The sequence below is a fragment of the Acinetobacter faecalis genome, assembly GCF_034187745.1.
GTDB lineage: Bacteria > Pseudomonadota > Gammaproteobacteria > Pseudomonadales > Moraxellaceae > Acinetobacter > Acinetobacter faecalis.
In genome coordinates this window covers 137,963-157,785 of sequence record NZ_JAXHPF010000003.1, presented here as the reverse complement: position 1 = coordinate 157,785, position 19,823 = coordinate 137,963, and the positions used below count along the sequence as shown (strand labels likewise).

At 34.5% G+C, this 19,823-nt stretch carries 17 protein-coding genes; 8 read left to right on the top strand and 9 right to left on the bottom strand.

Features of this window, described 5'->3' with window-relative positions; genetic code table 11:
- Window positions 1-59 precede the first annotated feature (59 nt).
- From SKM54_RS04350 to SKM54_RS04340, 3 genes are all read left to right on the top strand, one after another.
- Complete coding sequence (locus tag SKM54_RS04350) at window positions 60-1,169, top strand: S-(hydroxymethyl)glutathione dehydrogenase/class III alcohol dehydrogenase (RefSeq protein ID WP_321087300.1); 1,110 nt, start codon at window positions 60-62, stop codon at window positions 1,167-1,169.
- Between the two features lie 504 nt (window positions 1,170-1,673).
- Window positions 1,674-2,729, top strand: a complete 1,056-nt coding sequence (locus SKM54_RS04345) for a 3-deoxy-7-phosphoheptulonate synthase (protein WP_321094340.1) — start codon at window positions 1,674-1,676, stop codon at window positions 2,727-2,729.
- Between the two features lie 237 nt (window positions 2,730-2,966).
- Window positions 2,967-4,130 carry a PilT/PilU family type 4a pilus ATPase gene (locus SKM54_RS04340; protein WP_321087297.1) on the top strand — a complete coding sequence of 388 codons (1,164 nt, stop codon included), beginning with the start codon at window positions 2,967-2,969 and terminating at the stop codon, window positions 4,128-4,130.
- A gap of 76 nt (window positions 4,131-4,206) precedes the next feature.
- Here SKM54_RS04340 and gcvH read toward each other — a convergent pair whose 3' ends face one another.
- From gcvH to SKM54_RS04325, 3 genes are all read right to left on the bottom strand, one after another.
- Window positions 4,207-4,581, bottom strand: a complete 375-nt coding sequence (gene gcvH, locus SKM54_RS04335) for a glycine cleavage system protein GcvH (RefSeq protein ID WP_321087295.1) — start codon at window positions 4,579-4,581, stop codon at window positions 4,207-4,209.
- Window positions 4,582-4,766: 185 nt separating this feature from the next.
- Window positions 4,767-5,207 (bottom strand): MaoC family dehydratase, encoded by a 441-nt coding sequence (locus SKM54_RS04330; RefSeq protein WP_321094338.1) that lies wholly within the window; start codon window positions 5,205-5,207, stop codon window positions 4,767-4,769.
- On the bottom strand, window positions 5,207-7,057 hold the full coding sequence (locus SKM54_RS04325) for an ABC transporter ATP-binding protein (RefSeq protein WP_321092686.1): 1,851 nt from the start codon (window positions 7,055-7,057) through the stop codon (window positions 5,207-5,209). The genes SKM54_RS04330 and SKM54_RS04325 overlap by 1 nt, the downstream gene beginning before the upstream one ends.
- A gap of 259 nt (window positions 7,058-7,316) precedes the next feature.
- On the opposite strand from SKM54_RS04325, the gene SKM54_RS04320 reads away from it, so the two are divergent.
- Window positions 7,317-7,754, top strand: a complete 438-nt coding sequence (locus tag SKM54_RS04320; RefSeq protein ID WP_321087290.1) for a hypothetical protein — start codon at window positions 7,317-7,319, stop codon at window positions 7,752-7,754.
- A 51-nt stretch (window positions 7,755-7,805) separates the two neighbouring features.
- Here SKM54_RS04320 and SKM54_RS04315 read toward each other — a convergent pair whose 3' ends face one another.
- From SKM54_RS04315 to plsB, 6 genes are all read right to left on the bottom strand, one after another.
- Window positions 7,806-8,342: a DUF2058 domain-containing protein gene (locus tag SKM54_RS04315; protein WP_321087289.1), complete on the bottom strand. Its 537-nt coding sequence runs from the start codon at window positions 8,340-8,342 to the stop codon at window positions 7,806-7,808.
- 14 nt (window positions 8,343-8,356) lie between these two features.
- Window positions 8,357-9,028: a YoaK family protein gene (locus SKM54_RS04310; protein ID WP_321087288.1), complete on the bottom strand. Its 672-nt coding sequence runs from the start codon at window positions 9,026-9,028 to the stop codon at window positions 8,357-8,359.
- Between the two features lie 33 nt (window positions 9,029-9,061).
- Window positions 9,062-10,255 (bottom strand): serine/threonine transporter SstT, encoded by a 1,194-nt coding sequence (gene sstT, locus SKM54_RS04305; RefSeq protein ID WP_321089808.1) that lies wholly within the window; start codon window positions 10,253-10,255, stop codon window positions 9,062-9,064.
- 210 nt (window positions 10,256-10,465) lie between these two features.
- Window positions 10,466-12,196 (bottom strand): SulP family inorganic anion transporter, encoded by a 1,731-nt coding sequence (locus SKM54_RS04300; RefSeq protein ID WP_321094336.1) that lies wholly within the window; start codon window positions 12,194-12,196, stop codon window positions 10,466-10,468.
- Window positions 12,197-12,297: 101 nt separating this feature from the next.
- Window positions 12,298-12,603: an ArsR/SmtB family transcription factor gene (locus SKM54_RS04295; protein WP_154771673.1), complete on the bottom strand. Its 306-nt coding sequence runs from the start codon at window positions 12,601-12,603 to the stop codon at window positions 12,298-12,300.
- A gap of 189 nt (window positions 12,604-12,792) precedes the next feature.
- Window positions 12,793-15,267, bottom strand: a complete 2,475-nt coding sequence (gene plsB / locus SKM54_RS04290) for a glycerol-3-phosphate 1-O-acyltransferase PlsB (RefSeq protein ID WP_321094331.1) — start codon at window positions 15,265-15,267, stop codon at window positions 12,793-12,795.
- 260 nt (window positions 15,268-15,527) lie between these two features.
- Between plsB and cysK the strand changes: the two genes are divergently transcribed.
- The 4 genes from cysK (at window position 15,528) to SKM54_RS04270 (ending at window position 19,790) form a co-directional block, all read left to right on the top strand.
- A complete protein-coding gene (gene cysK, locus SKM54_RS04285; RefSeq protein ID WP_321094328.1) occupies window positions 15,528-16,523 on the top strand; it encodes a cysteine synthase A in 996 nt (331 codons plus the stop codon).
- A gap of 172 nt (window positions 16,524-16,695) precedes the next feature.
- Window positions 16,696-17,589, top strand: a complete 894-nt coding sequence (locus SKM54_RS04280) for a LysR family transcriptional regulator (protein ID WP_171501159.1) — start codon at window positions 16,696-16,698, stop codon at window positions 17,587-17,589.
- A 79-nt stretch (window positions 17,590-17,668) separates the two neighbouring features.
- Window positions 17,669-18,559 carry a DMT family transporter gene (locus SKM54_RS04275; protein ID WP_248101035.1) on the top strand — a complete coding sequence of 297 codons (891 nt, stop codon included), beginning with the start codon at window positions 17,669-17,671 and terminating at the stop codon, window positions 18,557-18,559.
- A 181-nt stretch (window positions 18,560-18,740) separates the two neighbouring features.
- A complete protein-coding gene (locus SKM54_RS04270; protein WP_321094324.1) occupies window positions 18,741-19,790 on the top strand; it encodes an NAD(P)-dependent alcohol dehydrogenase in 1,050 nt (349 codons plus the stop codon).
- The last annotated feature ends 33 nt before the right edge of the window (window positions 19,791-19,823 follow it).

The window sequence follows — 19,823 nt, the reverse complement described above, 5'->3', positions numbered from 1 at the left end:
TAAAATAACGATACTGTAAATTATCTGTAAGTTCGTAATTAATTAAAGGAATGGCTTAAATGAAATCTCGTGCAGCTGTCGCATTTGGTCCAGGTCAACCACTACAAATTGTTGAAATTGATGTTGCTCCACCTAAAGCAGGTGAAGTACTGGTAAAAATTACACATACAGGCGTATGTCATACAGATGCGTTCACTTTATCTGGCGATGATCCTGAAGGTGTTTTTCCTGCAGTATTAGGTCATGAAGGTGCAGGTATTGTTGTAGAAGTCGGTGAAGGCGTTACAAGCGTTCAACCTGGCGATCATGTGATTCCACTTTATACAGCAGAATGCGGTGAATGTTTATTCTGTAAGTCTGGTAAAACCAATTTATGTACTTCTGTACGTGCGACTCAAGGTAAAGGCGTAATGCCGGATGGAACAACACGTTTTTCTTATAATGGTGAGCCAATTTATCATTATATGGGTTGTTCAACATTCTCTGAATATACTGTTGTTGCTGAAGTATCTTTGGCAAAAATTAATCCTGATGCAAACCCAGAGCATGTTTGCTTATTAGGTTGTGGCGTAACGACAGGTTTAGGCGCTGTTAAGAACACTGCAAACGTTCAAGAAGGCGATACTGTTGCTGTATTTGGTTTAGGCGGTATTGGTCTTGCTGTAGTGCAAGGTGCTAAAAAAGCCAAAGCAAGCAAAATTATTGCAGTAGATACAAATCCTGAAAAATTCAAACTTGCAGAAGAGTTTGGCGCAACAGATTTTGTAAACCCAAAAGATTACGATAAGCCTGTTCAAGAAGTGATTGTTGAAATGACAGGTTGGGGTGTAGACCACTCATTTGAATGTATTGGTAATGTCAATGTTATGCGTTCTGCACTTGAATGTGCTCACCGTGGTTGGGGACAATCTGTAATTATTGGTGTAGCTGGTTCTGGTCAAGAAATTTCAACACGCCCATTCCAACTTGTTACAGGTCGCACTTGGAAAGGTACAGCATTTGGTGGCGTAAAAGGTCGTTCACAGCTTCCTGCTATGGTTGAAGAAGCGATGAAAGGTGATATTCAACTTGAACCTTTTGTTACCCACACAATGGGACTAGATAAAATTAACGAAGCATTCGATTTAATGCACGAAGGTAAATCTATTCGTTCAGTTGTGCATTTCTAAGTTTGTAAATTTATAGTATTCATAAAAAGCCTAATTTATTAGGCTTTTTATTTTAGGATGAAAGCCTTAAATTCATCCTTAGCAGATGAAATATTGCATAAAATATTTCAGTTAATTTGAATATTACACAAAAAATATCTTGTCAAAGTAACTAACTACAGGTATTTTGTTTTTAGAACTTATTTTTATTTGATGATAAAAGATGTTAAAGCAACCTGTGATCTCAAACGCAACTTATTATTTCTGGCAGTTTAGATAATTGCCTGAATGCGTTTGGGCAAGCAAATAGGTTGCCCACAAGTTTATACCTGATCGGGGCAACCTGATCGGGTTTTTTTATGTCTTTTGATTCATATTTTGGAGAATTTTAATGAAAACATTTACTTTGTCATATTTTAGCAACTCTTATTGGTTTTACTTTAGTCAACTTATGACGCAATCCACCAGACCCAATATGCTTAAATAAATGATCGGACTGGAAAACACAGTCCAAAGGAATGAAGAATGAACGCTTTAGTAAATACATTAGAAAAAACAACGAACAAAGAAACGACTTTAAGCCTACCAATACAGTTAAAGGCTGCTTTACCATTATCTGCAAAATTAGCGCAGCAAATTTCACAACATCGTCAAACGGTTCAAAATATTTTAAATGGTACAGATAAACGTTTGATGGTGATTACAGGACCATGTTCAATTCATGATCCTGTTGCAGTACTTGAATACGCTGAAAAATTAATAGAACTACAAGCGCAAGTATCTGACCAAATATTCCTTGTTATGCGTGCATACATAGAAAAGCCACGTACAACTGTCGGCTGGAAAGGCTTTTTATACGATCCAAATTTAGATGGATCTGCAAATATGCAATTAGGCTTAGAAAAATCACGCCAATTATACTTACAACTTATTGAAATGGGCTTACCGCTTGCATCTGAAATATTAAGCCCAATGGCAACAGCATATTTCGATGATTTACTTGCTTGGGGTGCAATTGGTGCAAGAACGAGTGAATCTCAAATTCACCGTGAAATTTCAAGTCACATGCCTTTCAGCATTGGCTTCAAAAATGGTACAGATGGTTCAATTCAAATCGCTTTAGATGCCATTCAATCTGCATCAAACTCACATCAATTTTTAGGTTTAAGCCAATCTGGTTTACCTTCAATTATTGAATCTGAGGGAAATCCACACGCACATTTAATTTTGCGTGGTTCAAATACAGGTGCAAATTTCTCAATTGCTGAAATTGATAAAATTAAGCAAAAAGTTAAAGGCGAGTTACCTGCATTAGTCATTGATTGCAGTCACGGTAATAGTGCGAAAGATCCACTTAATCAACCAGACGTGTTAAAAACAATAGTTGCGGAACGCTTAAAAACAAATGTTCGCGGTGTAATGCTTGAAAGTCATTTGGTAGATGGTAATCAAAAAATCTCTTGTGACATGACTTATGGGCAATCTGTTACAGATGGTTGTTTAGGCTGGGAAAAAACAGAACAGCTTTTAAATGATATTGTATCTACTTTAAGATGCAGTGAAATTAAGTTAAGCGCCTAAGTTTCTATTTGTTTAAAAAAACCTCTATTTTTTAGAGGTTTTTTTATTATTTTAGATGAAAATATAGCTTTAATTTCGATGATTTATCACTTAAATATAAAATTGTTAAGCAATTCAATTTTTTGGATCTTGTAACATTGTGTAAAGTATACGAATATGACTTTTAATAAAAACTAAAATATTGTTTATTAAAATAATATTTTAGATATGCCATATTGTTTAAAGTGAAGTCGTTTAATGTACACCACAGAATTGCTCGATGAAGCGCGTAAATTTATGTTTCATATGCTCACTAAAGTTGTTGAGTATGGGGGATCGGACTTATTTATTACTGCAGATTTTCCGCCTAGTATTAAACATCAAGGTTTAATGAAGGCTTTTGGTCAACAAGAATTAACACCGGAAAAAACCAAGCTATTTGCCTATAGCTTAATGAATGAGCGTCAAAGAGTAGAATTTGAAACAGAGCTAGAATGTAACTTTGCAATTAGCATTCCCAATGTGTCGCGTTTCCGTGTCAATGTATTCCAACAGCAATTAAACGTAGGTATGGTGATTCGTACCATTACGGCGGAGATCCCGAATTTTGAAAAACTAAAACTTCCAGAAACACTCAAAAGTGTGATTATGGAAAAACGTGGTTTAGTTTTAGTTGTAGGTGGTACTGGTTCTGGTAAATCTACGTCTTTAGCAGCAATGATTGACTATCGAAATGAAAATTCGGCAGGGCATATTATTACCGTGGAAGACCCTGTGGAATATGTGCATAAACATAAGAAATCTATGATTACGCATCGTGAAGTAGGTGTAGATTGTCATTCTTGGCACAATGCTTTGAAAAACACACTACGCCAGGCACCTGACGTTATTTTAATTGGTGAGATTCGTGATACAGAAACCATGGAGCACGCAATTGCTTTTGCCGAAACAGGGCATTTGTGTTTAGGTACGCTTCACTCAAACAACGCGAACCAAACGCTTGACCGTATTATTAACTTCTTCCCAGAAGAACGCCGTAATCAGTTACTTATGGATTTATCGAGTAACTTAAAAGGCATTATTTCTCAGCGTTTAATTCGTACTCAAGATGGCAAAGGGCGTCGTGCTGCTGTTGAAATTATGCTAAATACGCCTTTAATTTCCGATTTAATTCATAAAGGCAACTTCCATGAATTAAAAGAAGTTATGTCACGTTCACGTGAATTGGGTATGCAAACTTTTGACCAAGCATTATTTGACTTATACAACTACGGCGAAATTTCATATGAAGAAGCATTACGTAATGCCGATTCACTTAATGAATTACGCTTACAAATTAAGTTAAAATCTACCCGCCAAGATTCAAATATTCCTGCTGAATCGTCTTCATTTAGTATGAATCATACGTCTGATGATGCTTAATATTTTAAAGTAGTATTTAAATAAAAAGGCATCTTAAATAGATGCCTTTTTATTTAGTTTTCACTAAATATATAAATTATAAACCTGCTTCATATTGTTCAGCTGAAAGTAGCTGTTCAACATCTGCAATATTGTCTGGCTTAATTTTATAAATCCAACCTTTGCTATACGGCGCATCATTTACAAAGTCAGGATCATCTTCTAAATCTGGGTTTACTTCTACAACTGTACCTGAAACTGGCGCATGAATGTCAGAAGCTGTTTTTACAGACTCTACAACACCAGCTTGATCGCCCGCAGTAATATGCTGACCAACGTTTGGTGCCTCAACATAAACTAAATCGCCCAATGCATCTTGTGCATGATCAGAGATACCTGTAACAATAAGATCACCTTCAATACGAACCCATTCATGCGTAGACGCATACTTCAATTCAGCAGGATGATTCATTGTGGTAACTCCTAAAAATAACGGCAAATAACTTTGGTAATGATTTATACATGTTTTTACAGCAAAACAAAAGCTGAATTGGCAAAGATATATAGATCAGATGCTTAGACTTCAACCACTTTCGTATTTAAATAAAAATTAGTTGAAGATGTAGCTAATATCTTACTTGTATATAGATATAAAATTTACTGAGACTTTCTAAAAACCAAAATTTTAGTGGATGAATTAAGTAATACATCACCATGTTGATTTAAACCTTGTGTGCTATAAACCACAATACCTCGATCTGGTTTCGACTTCGATGGAATAATATCCGTAAGCTCAACCTCAACATGTAAAATATCACCTGGTCGAGTTGGTTTTGGCCAACGCATACTTCCTTCCAAGCCAATTAAACCGTCTGCAATAGGAAAACATTCTGTCCATAAGCGCATTACAATGGAAGATGTATGCCATCCACTTGCAGCAATGCCTTGAAATATTGGATGATCTTTGGCTTTTTCTTCATCTAAATGAAAAACTTGCGGATCATATTTCGTCGCAAATTCTATAATTTCTTCTAGTGTAACTTCATAATTTCGGCTTCGAAATTTATCACCAATGTTTAAATCTTCTAGGTACCACATTATTCATTATCCTTTGATTCTACGTGTTGTTCTATTAAAAATCCGCCTGTTTGACGTTGCCAAAGCTGCGCATAAATTCCATTTTTAGCAACCAATTCATCGTGTGTGCCTTGTTCAACAATATGACCTTGATCGAGCACAATTAAGCGATCCATTTGTGCAATTGTTGAAAGGCGGTGTGCAATCGCGATTACTGTTTTTCCTTTCATTAATTCATTTAAACTACTTTGAATTGCCGCTTCAACTTCAGAATCTAACGCACTTGTTGCTTCATCTAAAATTAAAATAGGAGCATCTTTTAAGAAAACTCGCGCAATTGCAATACGTTGACGCTGACCGCCTGAAAGTTTCACACCACGTTCGCCAACATAGGCTTCGTAGCCTTTTTTACCACGTAAGTCTGTTAAATTCGGAATAAATTCTTCAGCTTTTGCTTTACGGACAGCTTCAAACATTTCTTCATCTGTCGCATTTGGACGACCATATTTAATATTTTCAGAAACGGTGCGATGCAATAACGATGTATCTTGCGTAACGAGTGCAATATTCTTTCTAAGCGTATCTTGAGTTACATCTTCAATATTTTGCCCATCGATGAGAATTCGACCTTGGTTTAAAGTATAAAAACGTAGAAGTAATTGAATTAATGTTGATTTACCAGCACCTGAACGTCCAACAATACCAATTTTTTCACCTGGTTTAATAGTTAAATTCAGTTGATCAATCACGTTCTTATCATTGTATGCAAAGTTCACATTTTCAAATGTAATTTCGCCATTATTGACCTTTAATTCTTCTGCATTTTCTTTATCTTGAATGGTAATAGGGCGTCCTAATGTTTTCATACCATCTTGAATTGTCCCTACATTTTCAAATAATGCAGATGTTTGCCACATAATAAATTCAGCAATACTATTTAATTTTAAAATCATTGCAGTTGCAGCGGCAATTACACCTAATTCAGCTTTACCATTTGTCCAAAGCCAAATTGCCGTACCTAATACACCTACGTATAGAACAATGCTGAGTAAATTAATGCAGACTTCATACATTGTGCCTAAGCGCATTTGCTGATAAACCGTCACCATGAATTCTTTCATAGAGGCTTTGGCATACTGACTTTCACGACCTGCATGTGCAAATAATTTTACGGTTTGAATATTGGTATAAGCATCCGTTACACGACCTGTCATCACAGCACGCGCATCTGCTTGTAAATGCGAAACTTTACTTAAACGTGGAATAAAATAAAGCGAAGCACAAATAAACAGAGTAAACCACACTAAAAGTGGAATAATTAGAATAGGAGATATTGAGCCTAAAACCAAAATCATGGTGAAAAAGTAGATAAATACATAGGCAAGCATATCGCCTAATATGACCCAAAACTCACGTACTGCTAAAGCTGTTTGCATGACTTTTGATGATAAACGTCCAGCAAAATCATTATGAAAAAAGTCTAAACTTTGTTGCAAAAGTAAATTATGAAATTTCCAGCGAAGTCGCATTGGAAAAGTGCTATAAAGAATTTGATGTTTAATAATAGATTGGAAATTAGCAAAAAAAATATTTGCAAATAAAATACCCGTCAAAATTGTTAAATTAGTTTTATGATCATCTAAGAAAGTTTCAGGTTGGCTTTTACTAAGCCAATTGACTAGGTCACCAATTTTTGCATAAAAAAGTGCTTCAAAGCTTGCAACACCAGCAGTACACAATATAAGAATGAGCAAATAAGGACGAACACCCTTTGCCGCTTGCCAGACAAATGGAAAAAAACGAGTTGGAAGCGGTTCATTAAGCCCTTCACTTGGATAAGGATTTAATAATTTTTCAAACCACTTCAGCATGTTTTAACTCACTTTTATCAATGTATACACTTAAATTATGTTTTCTAAAAGATCATGATTTAAGCTTATTTATTAAGCTTAAGTTTATCATGAATTTTATATTTAGCAGGGCTTATCAAAAATCTAAGATTGTGTGATGGATATTACAACATCATGTGATATTTATTTTGTACACATGAATGCAACAATAATAATATAAAAATTATTTAAAATAATTAGTAATAAAAATTATGTTTTTTAGTACTAATTCGAGACATTTATGAAAAAAATAATTTCGTTCCTAACGGTAAGCACTTTTGTTGTTGCATGTTCTGTTTATGCTGACACGAATGTAAAGAGTAAGTTATTTATTCAACAAGATGGTCGTGATGCAGTCAGTGATATTGCAGATAATTCAAACAAAGTCGACTTTTTTGAATTGGCAAAGAAAAATGAAGAGCCCTTACCAAAACCAAATTGGGACACTTCAGCAACGGTTAACATGAGTGAACACGACAGGTCACAATACTTGTTTAATCAACGTAATTATTCAGAATTGAATAATCATATTAATATGCAAAGAGTTGATGCACTTAAAAACGCGCGCGATCAAGGACGAATTAGCAACAAAGAATATCAAAAAGAAATTGATATATTGAAAATGCAGAATAAACCCAAAGGCCCTGGAACTGTTGGTTTCTCCATTCCATGGGAGTAAATAAGAAAGCCCCTAAAAAAATAGGGGCTTTCTTATACATTATGCAAATAATTACCACATCAAATCATCTGGAATGACATAAGCAGCATAAGGGTCTTCTTCATCTGTAATAGCTTCATTTTTCTCTGAATTATTAACAATAATAAAACCCTCTAACTTACTATTGATCCGTTCAGCGAGTGCTTTGGGTAAGAAAGCATAGCTTTCGCCATCTTTAGCGATAACAAGGCTACCAGAAACTAGGGCATTATAAATTTGCTGATTGATATAAACTTTTTTAATTTTAGATTCATCAATAAATTGGTATGACACATCACCATCTGTATCACGGATCTTATGTTGATTAATCATTTGTACAATTGCAGCATATAACTCTTTCTCTTGCAGTGCTGCTTTTTTCTCTAGTTCAATTGCTTGATCTTTAGCAAGTTTCGCTTGTTTATCTTGCTCAATTTTAGCTTTAATTTCAGCATCGTTACTATCGCCAGTGCGTTTTTCATGTACGGCTTGTTTAGATAGTTTTTTCGCTTTTTTATTATCGACTAAACCCGCTTTAAGTAACTGAGCTTGGAGTGCATTTTTAACCATATGAAATTAAGAACCTATATTTTGTGTCGATAACCAAGATAAACGCCCCAGTAAATAAAGCTTAAGATAAGACTTAAACTTGCAGGGACAAGAAATGAGTTCAATTGTAATCGTGGATAAATGGCTGCCGCAAGAATCCCACCAATTAAAAAACCAAAGAATATGAGTAAGTGTAATAAAACACGTCTCATATCTACATCTAAGCCACGTAAGCAGTAACCCAATGCTAGACCTAAATCTGTAAGCACACCAGATAAATGCGTTGTACGAATGATTGTGCCTTTATAGTGGCTGATCATTGCATTTTGTACACCCATTGCAGCACTTGCCCAAAGTAATGCATAGCGAGGGAAATAGGGTAAAAATGCCCAACAGAAAAAAATAAAAAAAGCCACTAAGCTTAAGGGGAAACCATAACGGCGGCCTAAGCTAAAGTGACTATTTCCTAGAATAAACCCACTATAGAATGAGCCTATTACATAACAGACAACAATAAGAAATAAATAGAGAAGCTGTGCCAAATTCCAATCGAGTAATGCCAGTGCAAATACACTGACATTTCCCGTCATATGTGAAACAGATTGATGAAGTACGGTCACAAGACCAAGTACATTCACAATTCCTGCATTTATCGCAAGAAAAAAAGTCCCAAATTGAAGCCAATATGGCAAAGTTTGAAGTGGCATAGCTTTCTATACTAAGTTAATAATTTTAATAACTTATCTTAAACCACGATCAACGGCTGCTGTAAATAATACGTCAGTCGAAGAGTTTAATGCTGTTTCTGTTGAGTCTTGTAAAACACTAATGACCATACCTACAGCAACAACTTGCATCGCGATATCTGAACTAATACCAAATAAGCCACAAGCAACTGGAATAAGTAGTAAAGATCCACCTGCAACACCCGAAGCACCACATGCAGAAACCGTTGCTACTACAGATAAAATTAACATTGTAGTGAAATCAACATGAATACCTAATGTATGAACAGTTGCTAGCGTTAAAACTGTAATCGTTACAGAAGCACCAGCCATGTTAATTGCAGCACCAAGTGGAATTGCAACACTTGCAGTAGATTCTGGTACACCTAAACGTTTTGCCAAATCTAAGTTCACAGGAATGTTTGCTGCAGAGCTACGCGTAAAGAAGGCTGTAATACCACTTTCACGTAAACATTGGAAAACCAATGGATATGGATTAGAGCGTGTCATTACTGCAACCATAATAGGGTTAATAACTAATGCTACAAAGAACATTGTGCCTATTAATACAGTAAGAAGGTGTGCATAGCTTGCGAGTGTTTTTAAGCCAGAATCTGCAAAGGTAACAGCAACCAAACCGAAAATACCTACAGGTGCAAATGCAATCACTAAACGAATAACACGGTTTACCGCATCCGCTGCATCTGTAAGGAATGATTTAGTTGTGTCTGATGCATGTCTAAATGCAATACCAAGTGCGACAGCCCAAGCTAAAATACCAATAAAGTTGGCTTCACTAATTGCTGTTACAGGGTTTGCAACAAAGCTTAAAAGTAAATTCTTTAAAATTTCAGCCAGGCTACCCGGAGGTGTCATGTCTGTTTGTGCAACTTTTAAGAATAGTTCACTTGGGAAAACCATACTTACGATAACAGCACTTAAAGCTGCTAAGAACATGCCTACCGCATACATCACCATAATTGGTTTGATGTAAGCATTACTACTTCCAATTTTAAAATTAGCAATAGAAGCTAAAACTAAAACGAAAACTAGAATAGGTGCAACAGACTTAAGCGCTTTAATGAATAAATCACCAAGTAGACTTAAATAAGGAGCTGCGTTAGGGAAAACGATGGCAACTGCAACACCAAGAATGATGGCAATAATAATTCGTTGGACTAAACTTAATCGCGTAAAAGCAGAAAACATAGGAGAGCCTTGTCAGAAACTACGAGGACATATATAAAATTAGTTGCATATTTTATACTGAAAATTGATATAGCTAAAAAAATAATTTCAATATAAAAATAAGCCATTATTTTTACAGTCAAATTTTATTGTTTTACATTATATTTTAAAAAATATAACACCAGTATTTGTACTAAATCTATTAATTTAGTGGTTTTTGTGAGCAATAATCTACTCGATATTCACATCTTTGGAAAGCACTTGTGTGGCTTCGTAGTGAGTAAGAAAAACTCGTCCTTTTAAATGTGCTAATAATTTTGAATTTTGCAATTTATCCATAACAGGTCCTTTGATTTCGGATAGGTTTAAACAGATGTTAAGTTTAGCCAATTCTAAATTTAAATCTTCAAGCATTTCTAAAGAACTTAAGTCGATACCACTAATACTTGAGCAATTTAAAACAACATGCTTTAGATTATGATTTTGACTCACTTCGTTAATGAGAAAGCCTTTTAATGCATTTGCATTTAAGAAGGTCAGATTTTCATCTACACGAATAGATAAAATGTGAGGATTGGTCACTACATCGTATCTTTGAATATTACGAAAATGATGCGTGCCTTCAATTAAGCCAATAACAGCAATGTGAGGGCGACTAATACGCCAAAGCATTAGAATAAATGTTGAAACAATACCAATAATTAACCCTGTAGAAATATCAATACAGATCACACCAAAGAAAGTGACCCACATTGCAATACCATCAGCTTTTGAATATTGCCATGTTTCAAAAAATGGTTTGAATTCTACAAGCTTCCAAATAGATACAATAATTGTTGCAGCAAGTACAGCTAAAGGTAAATCGCTAAAAAATCCTGTGAAATATAAACTAACAACCACAATGAATAATGAAGAGAAAACTCCTGCAAGTGGTGTTTTCGCTCCTGCATCTGCATTAACGACTGTACGAGATAAACTGCCTGTTACAGGAAATGCAGAAGTTACTCCTGCACCAATATTGGCTAAACCTAATGCAATGAGTTCTTGATTACTATTCAGTTGACTACGTTGTTGTAATGCTGTGGCTTGAGCAATAGATAAAGATTCAACAAAACTAATCATTGCAATCATAGCTGCACCTGGAAGGAGTTGAATCACTAAATCCCAAGTCCAAAAAGGGATGCTTAAAGGGGGAAAGCCCGATGGAATAATACCGACGGTTTTAATGCCATAATTTTGTAGATTTAAAAAATAAACCAAAGCAATGGATACGACCACTAAAAATAGTGGAACTGCACGAGATAAGAAAACGGATGCATTGAGTAAGCCACGAACAGTTGGATGGCTAAAAACCTTAGGAACAAAAATTAAGAATAAAATTGCACTTAGCCCAAAGAAAAGACTTTGCATATGAATATAAGAAAAATATTCAAATAGGCTTGTTAGAAACTCAGGAACATTATTTGCGTTTAAAGGAACATTAAATAAAAATTTGAGTTGCCCCAAAGCAATTAAAAGTGCTGATGCAATAATGAAACTCTTAATAACAGGATGGCTAATTAGCTGGATTAAAAAGCCAAATCTGAATATTCCTAAAAACAAAGAAATAATGCCAACAAGCAGTGCAAGTAAGCAAGCTGCTTGAATATAAACCGGTGAACCAATTTCAAATAGCGGATTGAGGGTGGCAAAAGTCATCATTGAGATAATTGCCACAGGTCCTATAGAGAGAGTTGGGCTACTACCGACCATTGCATAAATGATCATAGGGACAATACTCGCATATAGCCCCATAACTGGTGGTAAACCAGCAACCATAGCGTATGCCATTCCCTGAGGTACTAACATTGCAATTACAATAAAGGAAGACAACAAATCAGACTTAAACGCATCTTGATTGTAATGACGTAGCCATGACCAAGCTGGAATTTTCTCAAGAAGCGTTGACTTGCTATTTGGCATAAAAATCTTTAAATCATAATTTGATATATATTATGCATAAAAAAAGCTAAGAAATCTTGTGAGATTATCTTAGCTTTTTTTAATTTAATAGTATGAACAACTTAAGAACAATATAAGGTTTGTAAGACTCGAAGAACCTCTAAGATTTTAGGATCTTTGATACTGTAAAAAATTTGCTTTCCATCTCTACGTGTTTGCACCATATTACTTTTTCTCAACACCATAAGCTGTTGAGAAAGTGTGGGCTGGCTAATTTTCGTCAGATTTTCAATTTGAGAAACATTGAGTTCTGCTTTTGCAACATGACATAAAATTAGAAGTCGATCCGTATTCGCAATTGATTTTAAAACACCAACTAAACGCTCGGAAGAATTCTGTATAGAATGAATCTGAAAGCCGCTGTTCATTACTACTCCCCATGAGAAAAGAGCCTTAGTATATGATGCTAGAACCCTTTATTCATGCGCATTTAGTCGTATTATTCATGGGTAATTATTATATGCTTACCAATTTTATTTATAAGCATATATGATAAATTAATTTAACTTAACTAAATAATAATATATGAAAAACTATTTTTTACTTGCATCTTTAAATTATTTTAACTCTTTTTCAGTGAACTGACTAGAGGCATAAATAAGCTCAATTAACTGTGGTTTATACCAAGAAAAATAATCTAAAATTTGCATTTCAAAATTGGAAATAGGGTGAATAACAGGATGACTTGAAGCAAGAAGCTCATTTTGCGTTAATGCTGTTATAAAACTTCGTAAAGTAGCACTGTCAAAGTAATATCCTGAACGAAAACCTTCTTGCACAGAAAGATTTTTAAGCGTTGCTTTTGCAAGTTTTTCCAAAGTTTTAAAATCAAGCTCTATTTTTGAACTAAATCTTGGAATAAGCTGAGAAATAAGCACCATATTATTTAAGCTTAACTCTGATAGTACTGTCAATGTCATTACAGTATTATGACTATCGCTCTCATTAAGATAAATTTTATTATTTTGAATATTGATCGCACTTAATATTGATAATTCATTCAGTATTTTATCAATTTCAGTATCTAATTCATCTGTATTCCACTTCAGAAAGAATTCTTCTTTAAAGAAAGGATAAAGCTGATTCACACGCTGTTTTAACGCCGTAATTGAAGTTGCAGCATTAGATTGTATGAGAGAGCAAATAATTGATGGCAGAATAAAACAGTGCAGAATATTATTACTAAAATAACTCAATAGTACTTTCTGACTTTCTACTACACGAACAAATAATTCTTCATTTTCTGTATAAAGTTCAACTTGCTTCAATTTATGCGCATATTCAATAATTTCGAGATCAGATAAATCTGTAACAATCATACGTTCATCATATTTCAACGATTTTAGTAAATCTTTGAAAACACGAATTTGTTGAATTAAATTTTCTTGAGGAAGCGTGTGATTTTTAGTATTCAATAAAATGAGCGAAATAATAGAAATCGGGTTAATCACTACAGCCTTATTAATATTCTCTAAAATTTCATTTGCTGTTTGATTGACTGTTTTGGTGACAGCTTCAGGTAATTCATCATTCAGTTTTAAGCTTATATTTTCTGCGCGATTGTCCTTTAACACATTATTTAAAAAGATTGGCTCGCCAAAGTTTACATACACTTGACCAAAAACTTTTTCAATTTTACGTGCGGAGTTTAAAATCCCCCACAAAGATTCGGCTTCTTTAGGTTTACCATTCAACTCATTTAAATAAGATGTGCCTTCCATGAGCTTTTCATAACCAAAATAAGTTGGAATAAAAGCAATAGGCTTTGTTGAACCACGTAAATGACTTTCAATCGTCATCGCCAACATCCCTTTTTTAGGTGGGAGCAATAAGCCTGTACGTGAGCGTCCACCTTCAATAAAGTATTCTAGTGGCGTATTTCTTAATAAAAGGCTATGCAAATACTCTTTAAACACTGAAGAATAAAGGGCATTACCGCTAAAAGTACGGCGAATAAAATATGCACCTGCGCCACGCATGATTTGACCAACAATAGGTAAATTCAAATTAATTCCCGCAGCGATATGCGGAACCATGAGTCCACGATTAAATATCACATAAGACAGTAATAAATAGTCGATATGACTACGGTGACATGGTGTATAGACAATTTCATAATCTTTTGCGAGTTCTCGTACCGTATCAAAATTATGAACTTCAATACCATCGTAAAGTTGTGTCCAAAGTTTTGTTAAAGCAAGTTCCGCAAAACGAAGCGTTGAATATGAAAAATCTGAAACAATTTCGGTTAAATAACCTTTAGCACGATTTTCTGCTTCAAACATACTCACTTTTTTGTCGATACTTTCTTTACGAATAGCGGTTTGCACAGCCTCAGTTTTCATTAACTTATTAATTAAGTTACGACGATCAGATAAATCGGGACCTAAAATTGCTTCTTTGTGTTTATGAAAACTTTCATCGAGTTCTTGAACAATTAAATGAGCAGGAGAGAAGTTTGGATGTTCAGTTTTTGCTTTTTCAATAAGTTCACGTAATGAAAGAGGCTTATGAAACTCAATGTAGTTGTCACGACCATATAAAGAGATATTAATTGTTTGTTTGAGTTTATTGGGTTTAGCCCAAGCATCTGCAAAAAGCGCTTTAAACCATGAATTTTCATATTCAGGCGCACGTCCCCAGAGTACAGTCACAGGTACAAGCTGAATATCGTATTCTGTATTTTTTTCTAATGTTTCAATTAAGCGTATAAGTTTTGAAGAATAATGATAACTTTCATTTTTTTGTTCTACTTCATTTAAAGCCAATAAAGAATCTGCTTCATTTAAATGAGCAATATTCAAATTGGTATATACAGAAGGCAAACCACGCTCTAAAGCTTCTTTATCTATGAGTACCGTATTACTTACAGATGGATCTTCAATGACATAACAGATTTTTGTTTTATCTAAATTTTGAGCAAAATTCTGCTCAAGTTCTGCTGTATTACCTAATACTTGAGGCGTCACAATTTTATCTAAAATTTTCTTGGTTAGATTACGATAAATCTTGCTATAGCGAGTATTAGACATTCTTTTCCCTAAATATGATTGCTGTCGAAGATGCTTATTGAATTATCATCTAGATATAACGACATAAGTTAAACCTTATATTAGGTTTTTACAGCTATTTTTCAATTTTAATCGCATAAAAAACTGAATTCTTATTCATATTTAGTTGATAGTTAATCACATTTTCTTGTAACAGATATGAAATAAATTTTGCGCTTCTATATTCATAAAGATGTATGATAATTTCATATTATAGATTGAATAATGATATAGGAATTGAAATGACAACTGATACAGCATTCAAAACTCCAGAAAATCTTGGAATTGCAGTTTATAGCAATAACGCAGAAGCAATTGGTAATACGCCTTTAATTCGTATTAATCGCTTAACAAATGGCGCAACAGTTTTAGCAAAAGTAGAAAGTCGTAATCCTGCATTTTCGGTAAAAGACCGTATTGGTGCTGCGCTTATTGCAGATGCTGAAAAACGTGGTGTACTAAAAGCAGGTATGCATATTGTAGAACCTACAAGTGGTAATACAGGTATTGCTTTAGCTTTTGTTGCTGCTGCTAAAGGCTATGATATTACACTTACAATGCCTGCAAGTATGAGTATTGAGCGCCGTAAAGTATTAAAAGCTTTAGGTGCAAACTTAGTTTTAACTGAGCCTGCTAAAGGTATGAAAGGCGCTGTAGAAGAAGCGGAGCGTCTTGTTGCTGAAAACCCAGAACTTTATTTCTTGCCTCAACAGTTTGCCAACCCAGCAAACCCGAAAATTCATGAAGATACAACAGGTCCTGAAATTTGGGCTGCAACACAAGGTAAAGTAGATATTCTTGTTGCAGGCGTAGGCACAGGCGGAACAATTACAGGTATTTCACGTTACTTTGAAAAAGTAAAAGGTCAGGCAATTTATTCAGTTGCTGTTGAACCTGCTGAATCGCCAATTATTGGTCAAGCGAAAAAAGGACAGGATTTAACACCTGGTCCACATAAAATTCAGGGTATTGGTGCAAACTTTATTCCTAAAAACCTAGATTTAGATTTGGTTGATGAAGTTATTGCGATTGAAAGTGCCGAAGCAATTGAGTTTGCGCGTAAATCTGCAACACAAGAAGGTTTGTTTGTCGGTATTTCAAGTGGTGCAGCTTTAGCAGCAGCTTCAAAACTTGCAGCGCGCCCTGAAAATGCAGGAAAAACAATTGTCGTTGTACTTCCAGATGCAGGTGAGCGTTATTTATCATCTGTACTTTTTGAAGATATTTCAGCCGATTAATTGTATAAATAAGTAGTTTTAACTCTAAGTAAGAACTTATCAGGTATAGGTTCTTACTTTTTTATATGCATAAGTTTAAAATAAAAATTAATTTGTAGATTTTTAATATTGAAAATCTCACTTAAAAGCAGATGATAGAAAGCTGTATTTACATAAAAAGGAAATAAGTTAAGTGTTCGAACTCGATTGCAAAGTACTCAATGTATTTTTATATATTTATAAGTATAAGAGTGTATCTGTTGCAGCCGAGCATTTAGGTATGAATCAACCTACGGTAAGTAATATCTTAAACCGTGTGCGTCAACACTATAACGATCCTTTATTTTTACGTATTGGCAATGAAATGGTGCCAACAGAACTTTCGAAGCAATTATTTCCACTCATTAGTGAAGCGCTGAACAAAGTTGAAACCATTAATAATTTTAACGTCGCATTTGATCAAGCAACATCTCAACAGCAATTTACTTTGGCAATGACCGATGTATCGCATTTAGTTTTGTTACCTAAAATCTCTCAATATTTAAAAACACATGCACCTAATATTCGCTTGAATGTACGTCAAATTACCACTGAAACAACCTATCAAATGGCGAATGGTGAAATTGATTTGGCACTTGGTTTTTTACCACATTTGGAAAATGGTTTTTATCAGCAAAAACTCTTTGAACAATATTATGTGGTGATCGCTTCAAAAAACCATCCAAGACTAAACGATGTAAACATTACAACAGAGCAATATTTAAAAGAGTCTCATATTGATATTGATGCAGGAATTGGTCATTACCATATTGAAAATGAGCTATTAAACTTAGATTTAAAACGTAATATTTTAATGCGTTTACCAAGTTACTTAGGTGTAGGGTTGGTGGTACAAGAAACCGATGCAATTGCGACAGTGCCTTATTATTTAAGTGAAGTATTGTTGTCACGTGGTAATTTGCAAATTTTCAATGCACCCATTTCATTTCCAACCTATGCTGTAAAACAGTATTGGCATATGTCGTGTCATCATAAAACCAGTCATCAATGGTTACGTAAAATGCTTCACGATATTTTAGTGAAATAAGTACCATTATTTTTGAATTAAATTTAGACAAATTGCGTGTTTATTTATATTCCAACTCAATAGGAAATTTACATCTTTTATGGCTATAAGTTGGATACTTTTCACCTTAATGGCTGCATTTATGCAGGCATGGCGTAATGCTTTTCAAAAGCAGCTCAGTACAACTGTAGATAGCTATGGTGTAACACTTGCACGTTTTATTTTTGCATTTCCTTTAGCTGGTTTATATCTAAAATTCTTATACGTACAACAGCCTATTACCACTCATGTTAGTTTTCATACAAATTTTTGGATTTATGTTTTTATTGCCGCAATCAGCCAAATATTGGCAACTATTTTAATGGTGCAATTGTTTCGCCAAAAGAATTATGCCATTGGTGTTGGTTTAGCAAAAAGTGAAGCTATTCTTGCAGCAATTATTGGTGTGACTTTATTTGGGGAATATCTAAGTTTATTTGCCTGGTTGGGTGTGTTTTTAGGTGCATTCGCCATCTTTTTGTTAAGTAAAGGCGGTATTCAAGGAACTAAATTTTCTTGGAATACATTACTTATTGGTACAGGAAGTGGTTTGTGTTTTGCCATTACATCCTTATTGGTAAGAGAAGCTAGTTTAGAACTCGATATGTTGCCTGTTTTACACCGCGCAGCTTGGGTTTTATTTACGGTAATTGGTATTCAATGTGCTGTGTTACTTTTTTTCTTAGTCATATTTAAACCTAAAACCTTATGGGCAATGTGGGAGCGGGTAGGACTCGTATTAAAAATCAGTTTGTGTAGCTGCATTGCTTCTTTAGGATGGTTTACAGCCATGAGTATGCAATCAGTTGCACTTGTGAAAACACTGGGGCAAATTGAAATTCTATTTAGTCTGCTTATTTCAGTATATTTATTTAAAGAAAAATTAAAATCTACAGACCATTGGGGATTATTTGGGATTGTACTTGCTGCAATGCTTGTAATTTGGGCTTAATCAAACGTAAATAAGCCAATTATAAAAACTTGAAAGATAGAAGGATTTTTCCTTTAAATATCACTTGAAATTTTTATTAACCAATAAACTAACAAAATACGCATTTCATGTGATATTGATATAAGCAAAGCATTCATAATTTACATCAAATTTATAACATTCAATATTGCCGAGATTAACTATGCCAATTCAAGTATTAGGATACGCAGCACAAACATCTTCTAGCCCTTTAGCACCATATACATTTGAACGCCGTGATCCACGTGAAGATGATGTTGTTATAGATATTGAGTATTGTGGTGTTTGTCATTCAGATTTGCATCAAGCGCGTAATGATTGGGGTTTTAGTACGTTCCCAATAGTTCCTGGACATGAAATTGTAGGTCGAGTGACACAAGTTGGTGCAAAAGCCACTAAATTTAAAGTTGGTGATTTAGTTGGAATTGGCTGTATGGTCGATTCTTGCCGTACTTGTTCATCTTGTGATGCGGGTTTAGAACAATATTGCGAAGAAGGTAATACAGGAACTTATGTAAGTGTAGATCGACATGATGGTCGTACAACGTATGGTGGTTATTCAAAAACAATTGTATGTAGCGAAGCGTTTGTTTTAAAAGTTCCTGAAAATTTAGATACGAAAGCTGTTCCGCCATTATTATGTGCAGGTATTACAACTTGGTCACCATTACGTCATTGGAATATTGGCTCTGGCTCTAAAGTTGCTGTTGTTGGTTTAGGTGGCTTAGGACATATGGCAATTAAATTGGCGCATGCATTAGGTGCCGAAGTGACTTTATTTACGCGCTCTACAGATAAAGAGAAAGACGCTAAAATATTAGGTGCGCATCATGTTGTGCTATCTACAGATAAAAACCAAATGAAAGCTGTACGTAATCAATTTGATTTAATTATTGATACCGTACCTTATAACCACGATTTAAAACCTTATATTCCAACGCTATCTTTAAATGGAACAATTGTTTTGGTGGGATATTTAGGCGAAATTAGCACCAATACAGTTCCATTAATTATGGGGCGTAAATCTGTTGCAGGTTCTTTAATTGGTGGGATTGCAGAAACTCAAGAACTACTTGATTTCTGCGGAAAGCATAATATTGTTTCAGACATCGAGATGATTGATATGCATAGTATTAATGATGCATATGAACGTATGTTAAAAAGTGATGTGAAATATAGATTTGTGATTGATGTGAAAAACTTTCAAGCATAAATATCTTTCTAATAAAAAGCCCAAATTTTAGTT

Excerpts from the sequence above, each read along its gene's own strand:
- SKM54_RS04350 (WP_321087300.1), top strand. The coding sequence starts at position 60 with ATGAAATCTCGTGCAGCTGTCGCATTTGGTCCAGGTCAACCACTACAA.
- SKM54_RS04330 (WP_321094338.1), bottom strand. The coding sequence starts at position 5,207 with ATGTGGTACCTAGAAGATTTAAACATTGGTGATAAATTTCGAAGCCGA.
- SKM54_RS04340 (WP_321087297.1), top strand. The coding sequence starts at position 2,967 with ATGTACACCACAGAATTGCTCGATGAAGCGCGTAAATTTATGTTTCAT.
- SKM54_RS04315 (WP_321087289.1), bottom strand. The coding sequence starts at position 8,342 with ATGGTTAAAAATGCACTCCAAGCTCAGTTACTTAAAGCGGGTTTAGTC.
- SKM54_RS04325 (WP_321092686.1), bottom strand. The coding sequence starts at position 7,057 with ATGCTGAAGTGGTTTGAAAAATTATTAAATCCTTATCCAAGTGAAGGG.
- SKM54_RS04345 (WP_321094340.1), top strand. The coding sequence starts at position 1,674 with ATGAACGCTTTAGTAAATACATTAGAAAAAACAACGAACAAAGAAACG.
- SKM54_RS04310 (WP_321087288.1), bottom strand. The coding sequence starts at position 9,028 with ATGCCACTTCAAACTTTGCCATATTGGCTTCAATTTGGGACTTTTTTT.
- SKM54_RS04320 (WP_321087290.1), top strand. The coding sequence starts at position 7,317 with ATGAAAAAAATAATTTCGTTCCTAACGGTAAGCACTTTTGTTGTTGCA.
- SKM54_RS04270 (WP_321094324.1), top strand. The coding sequence starts at position 18,741 with ATGCCAATTCAAGTATTAGGATACGCAGCACAAACATCTTCTAGCCCT.
- plsB (WP_321094331.1), bottom strand. The coding sequence starts at position 15,267 with ATGTCTAATACTCGCTATAGCAAGATTTATCGTAATCTAACCAAGAAA.
- SKM54_RS04300 (WP_321094336.1), bottom strand. The coding sequence starts at position 12,196 with ATGCCAAATAGCAAGTCAACGCTTCTTGAGAAAATTCCAGCTTGGTCA.
- SKM54_RS04295 (WP_154771673.1), bottom strand. The coding sequence starts at position 12,603 with ATGAACAGCGGCTTTCAGATTCATTCTATACAGAATTCTTCCGAGCGT.
- SKM54_RS04275 (WP_248101035.1), top strand. The coding sequence starts at position 17,669 with ATGGCTATAAGTTGGATACTTTTCACCTTAATGGCTGCATTTATGCAG.
- sstT (WP_321089808.1), bottom strand. The coding sequence starts at position 10,255 with ATGTTTTCTGCTTTTACGCGATTAAGTTTAGTCCAACGAATTATTATT.
- gcvH (WP_321087295.1), bottom strand. The coding sequence starts at position 4,581 with ATGAATCATCCTGCTGAATTGAAGTATGCGTCTACGCATGAATGGGTT.
- cysK (WP_321094328.1), top strand. The coding sequence starts at position 15,528 with ATGACAACTGATACAGCATTCAAAACTCCAGAAAATCTTGGAATTGCA.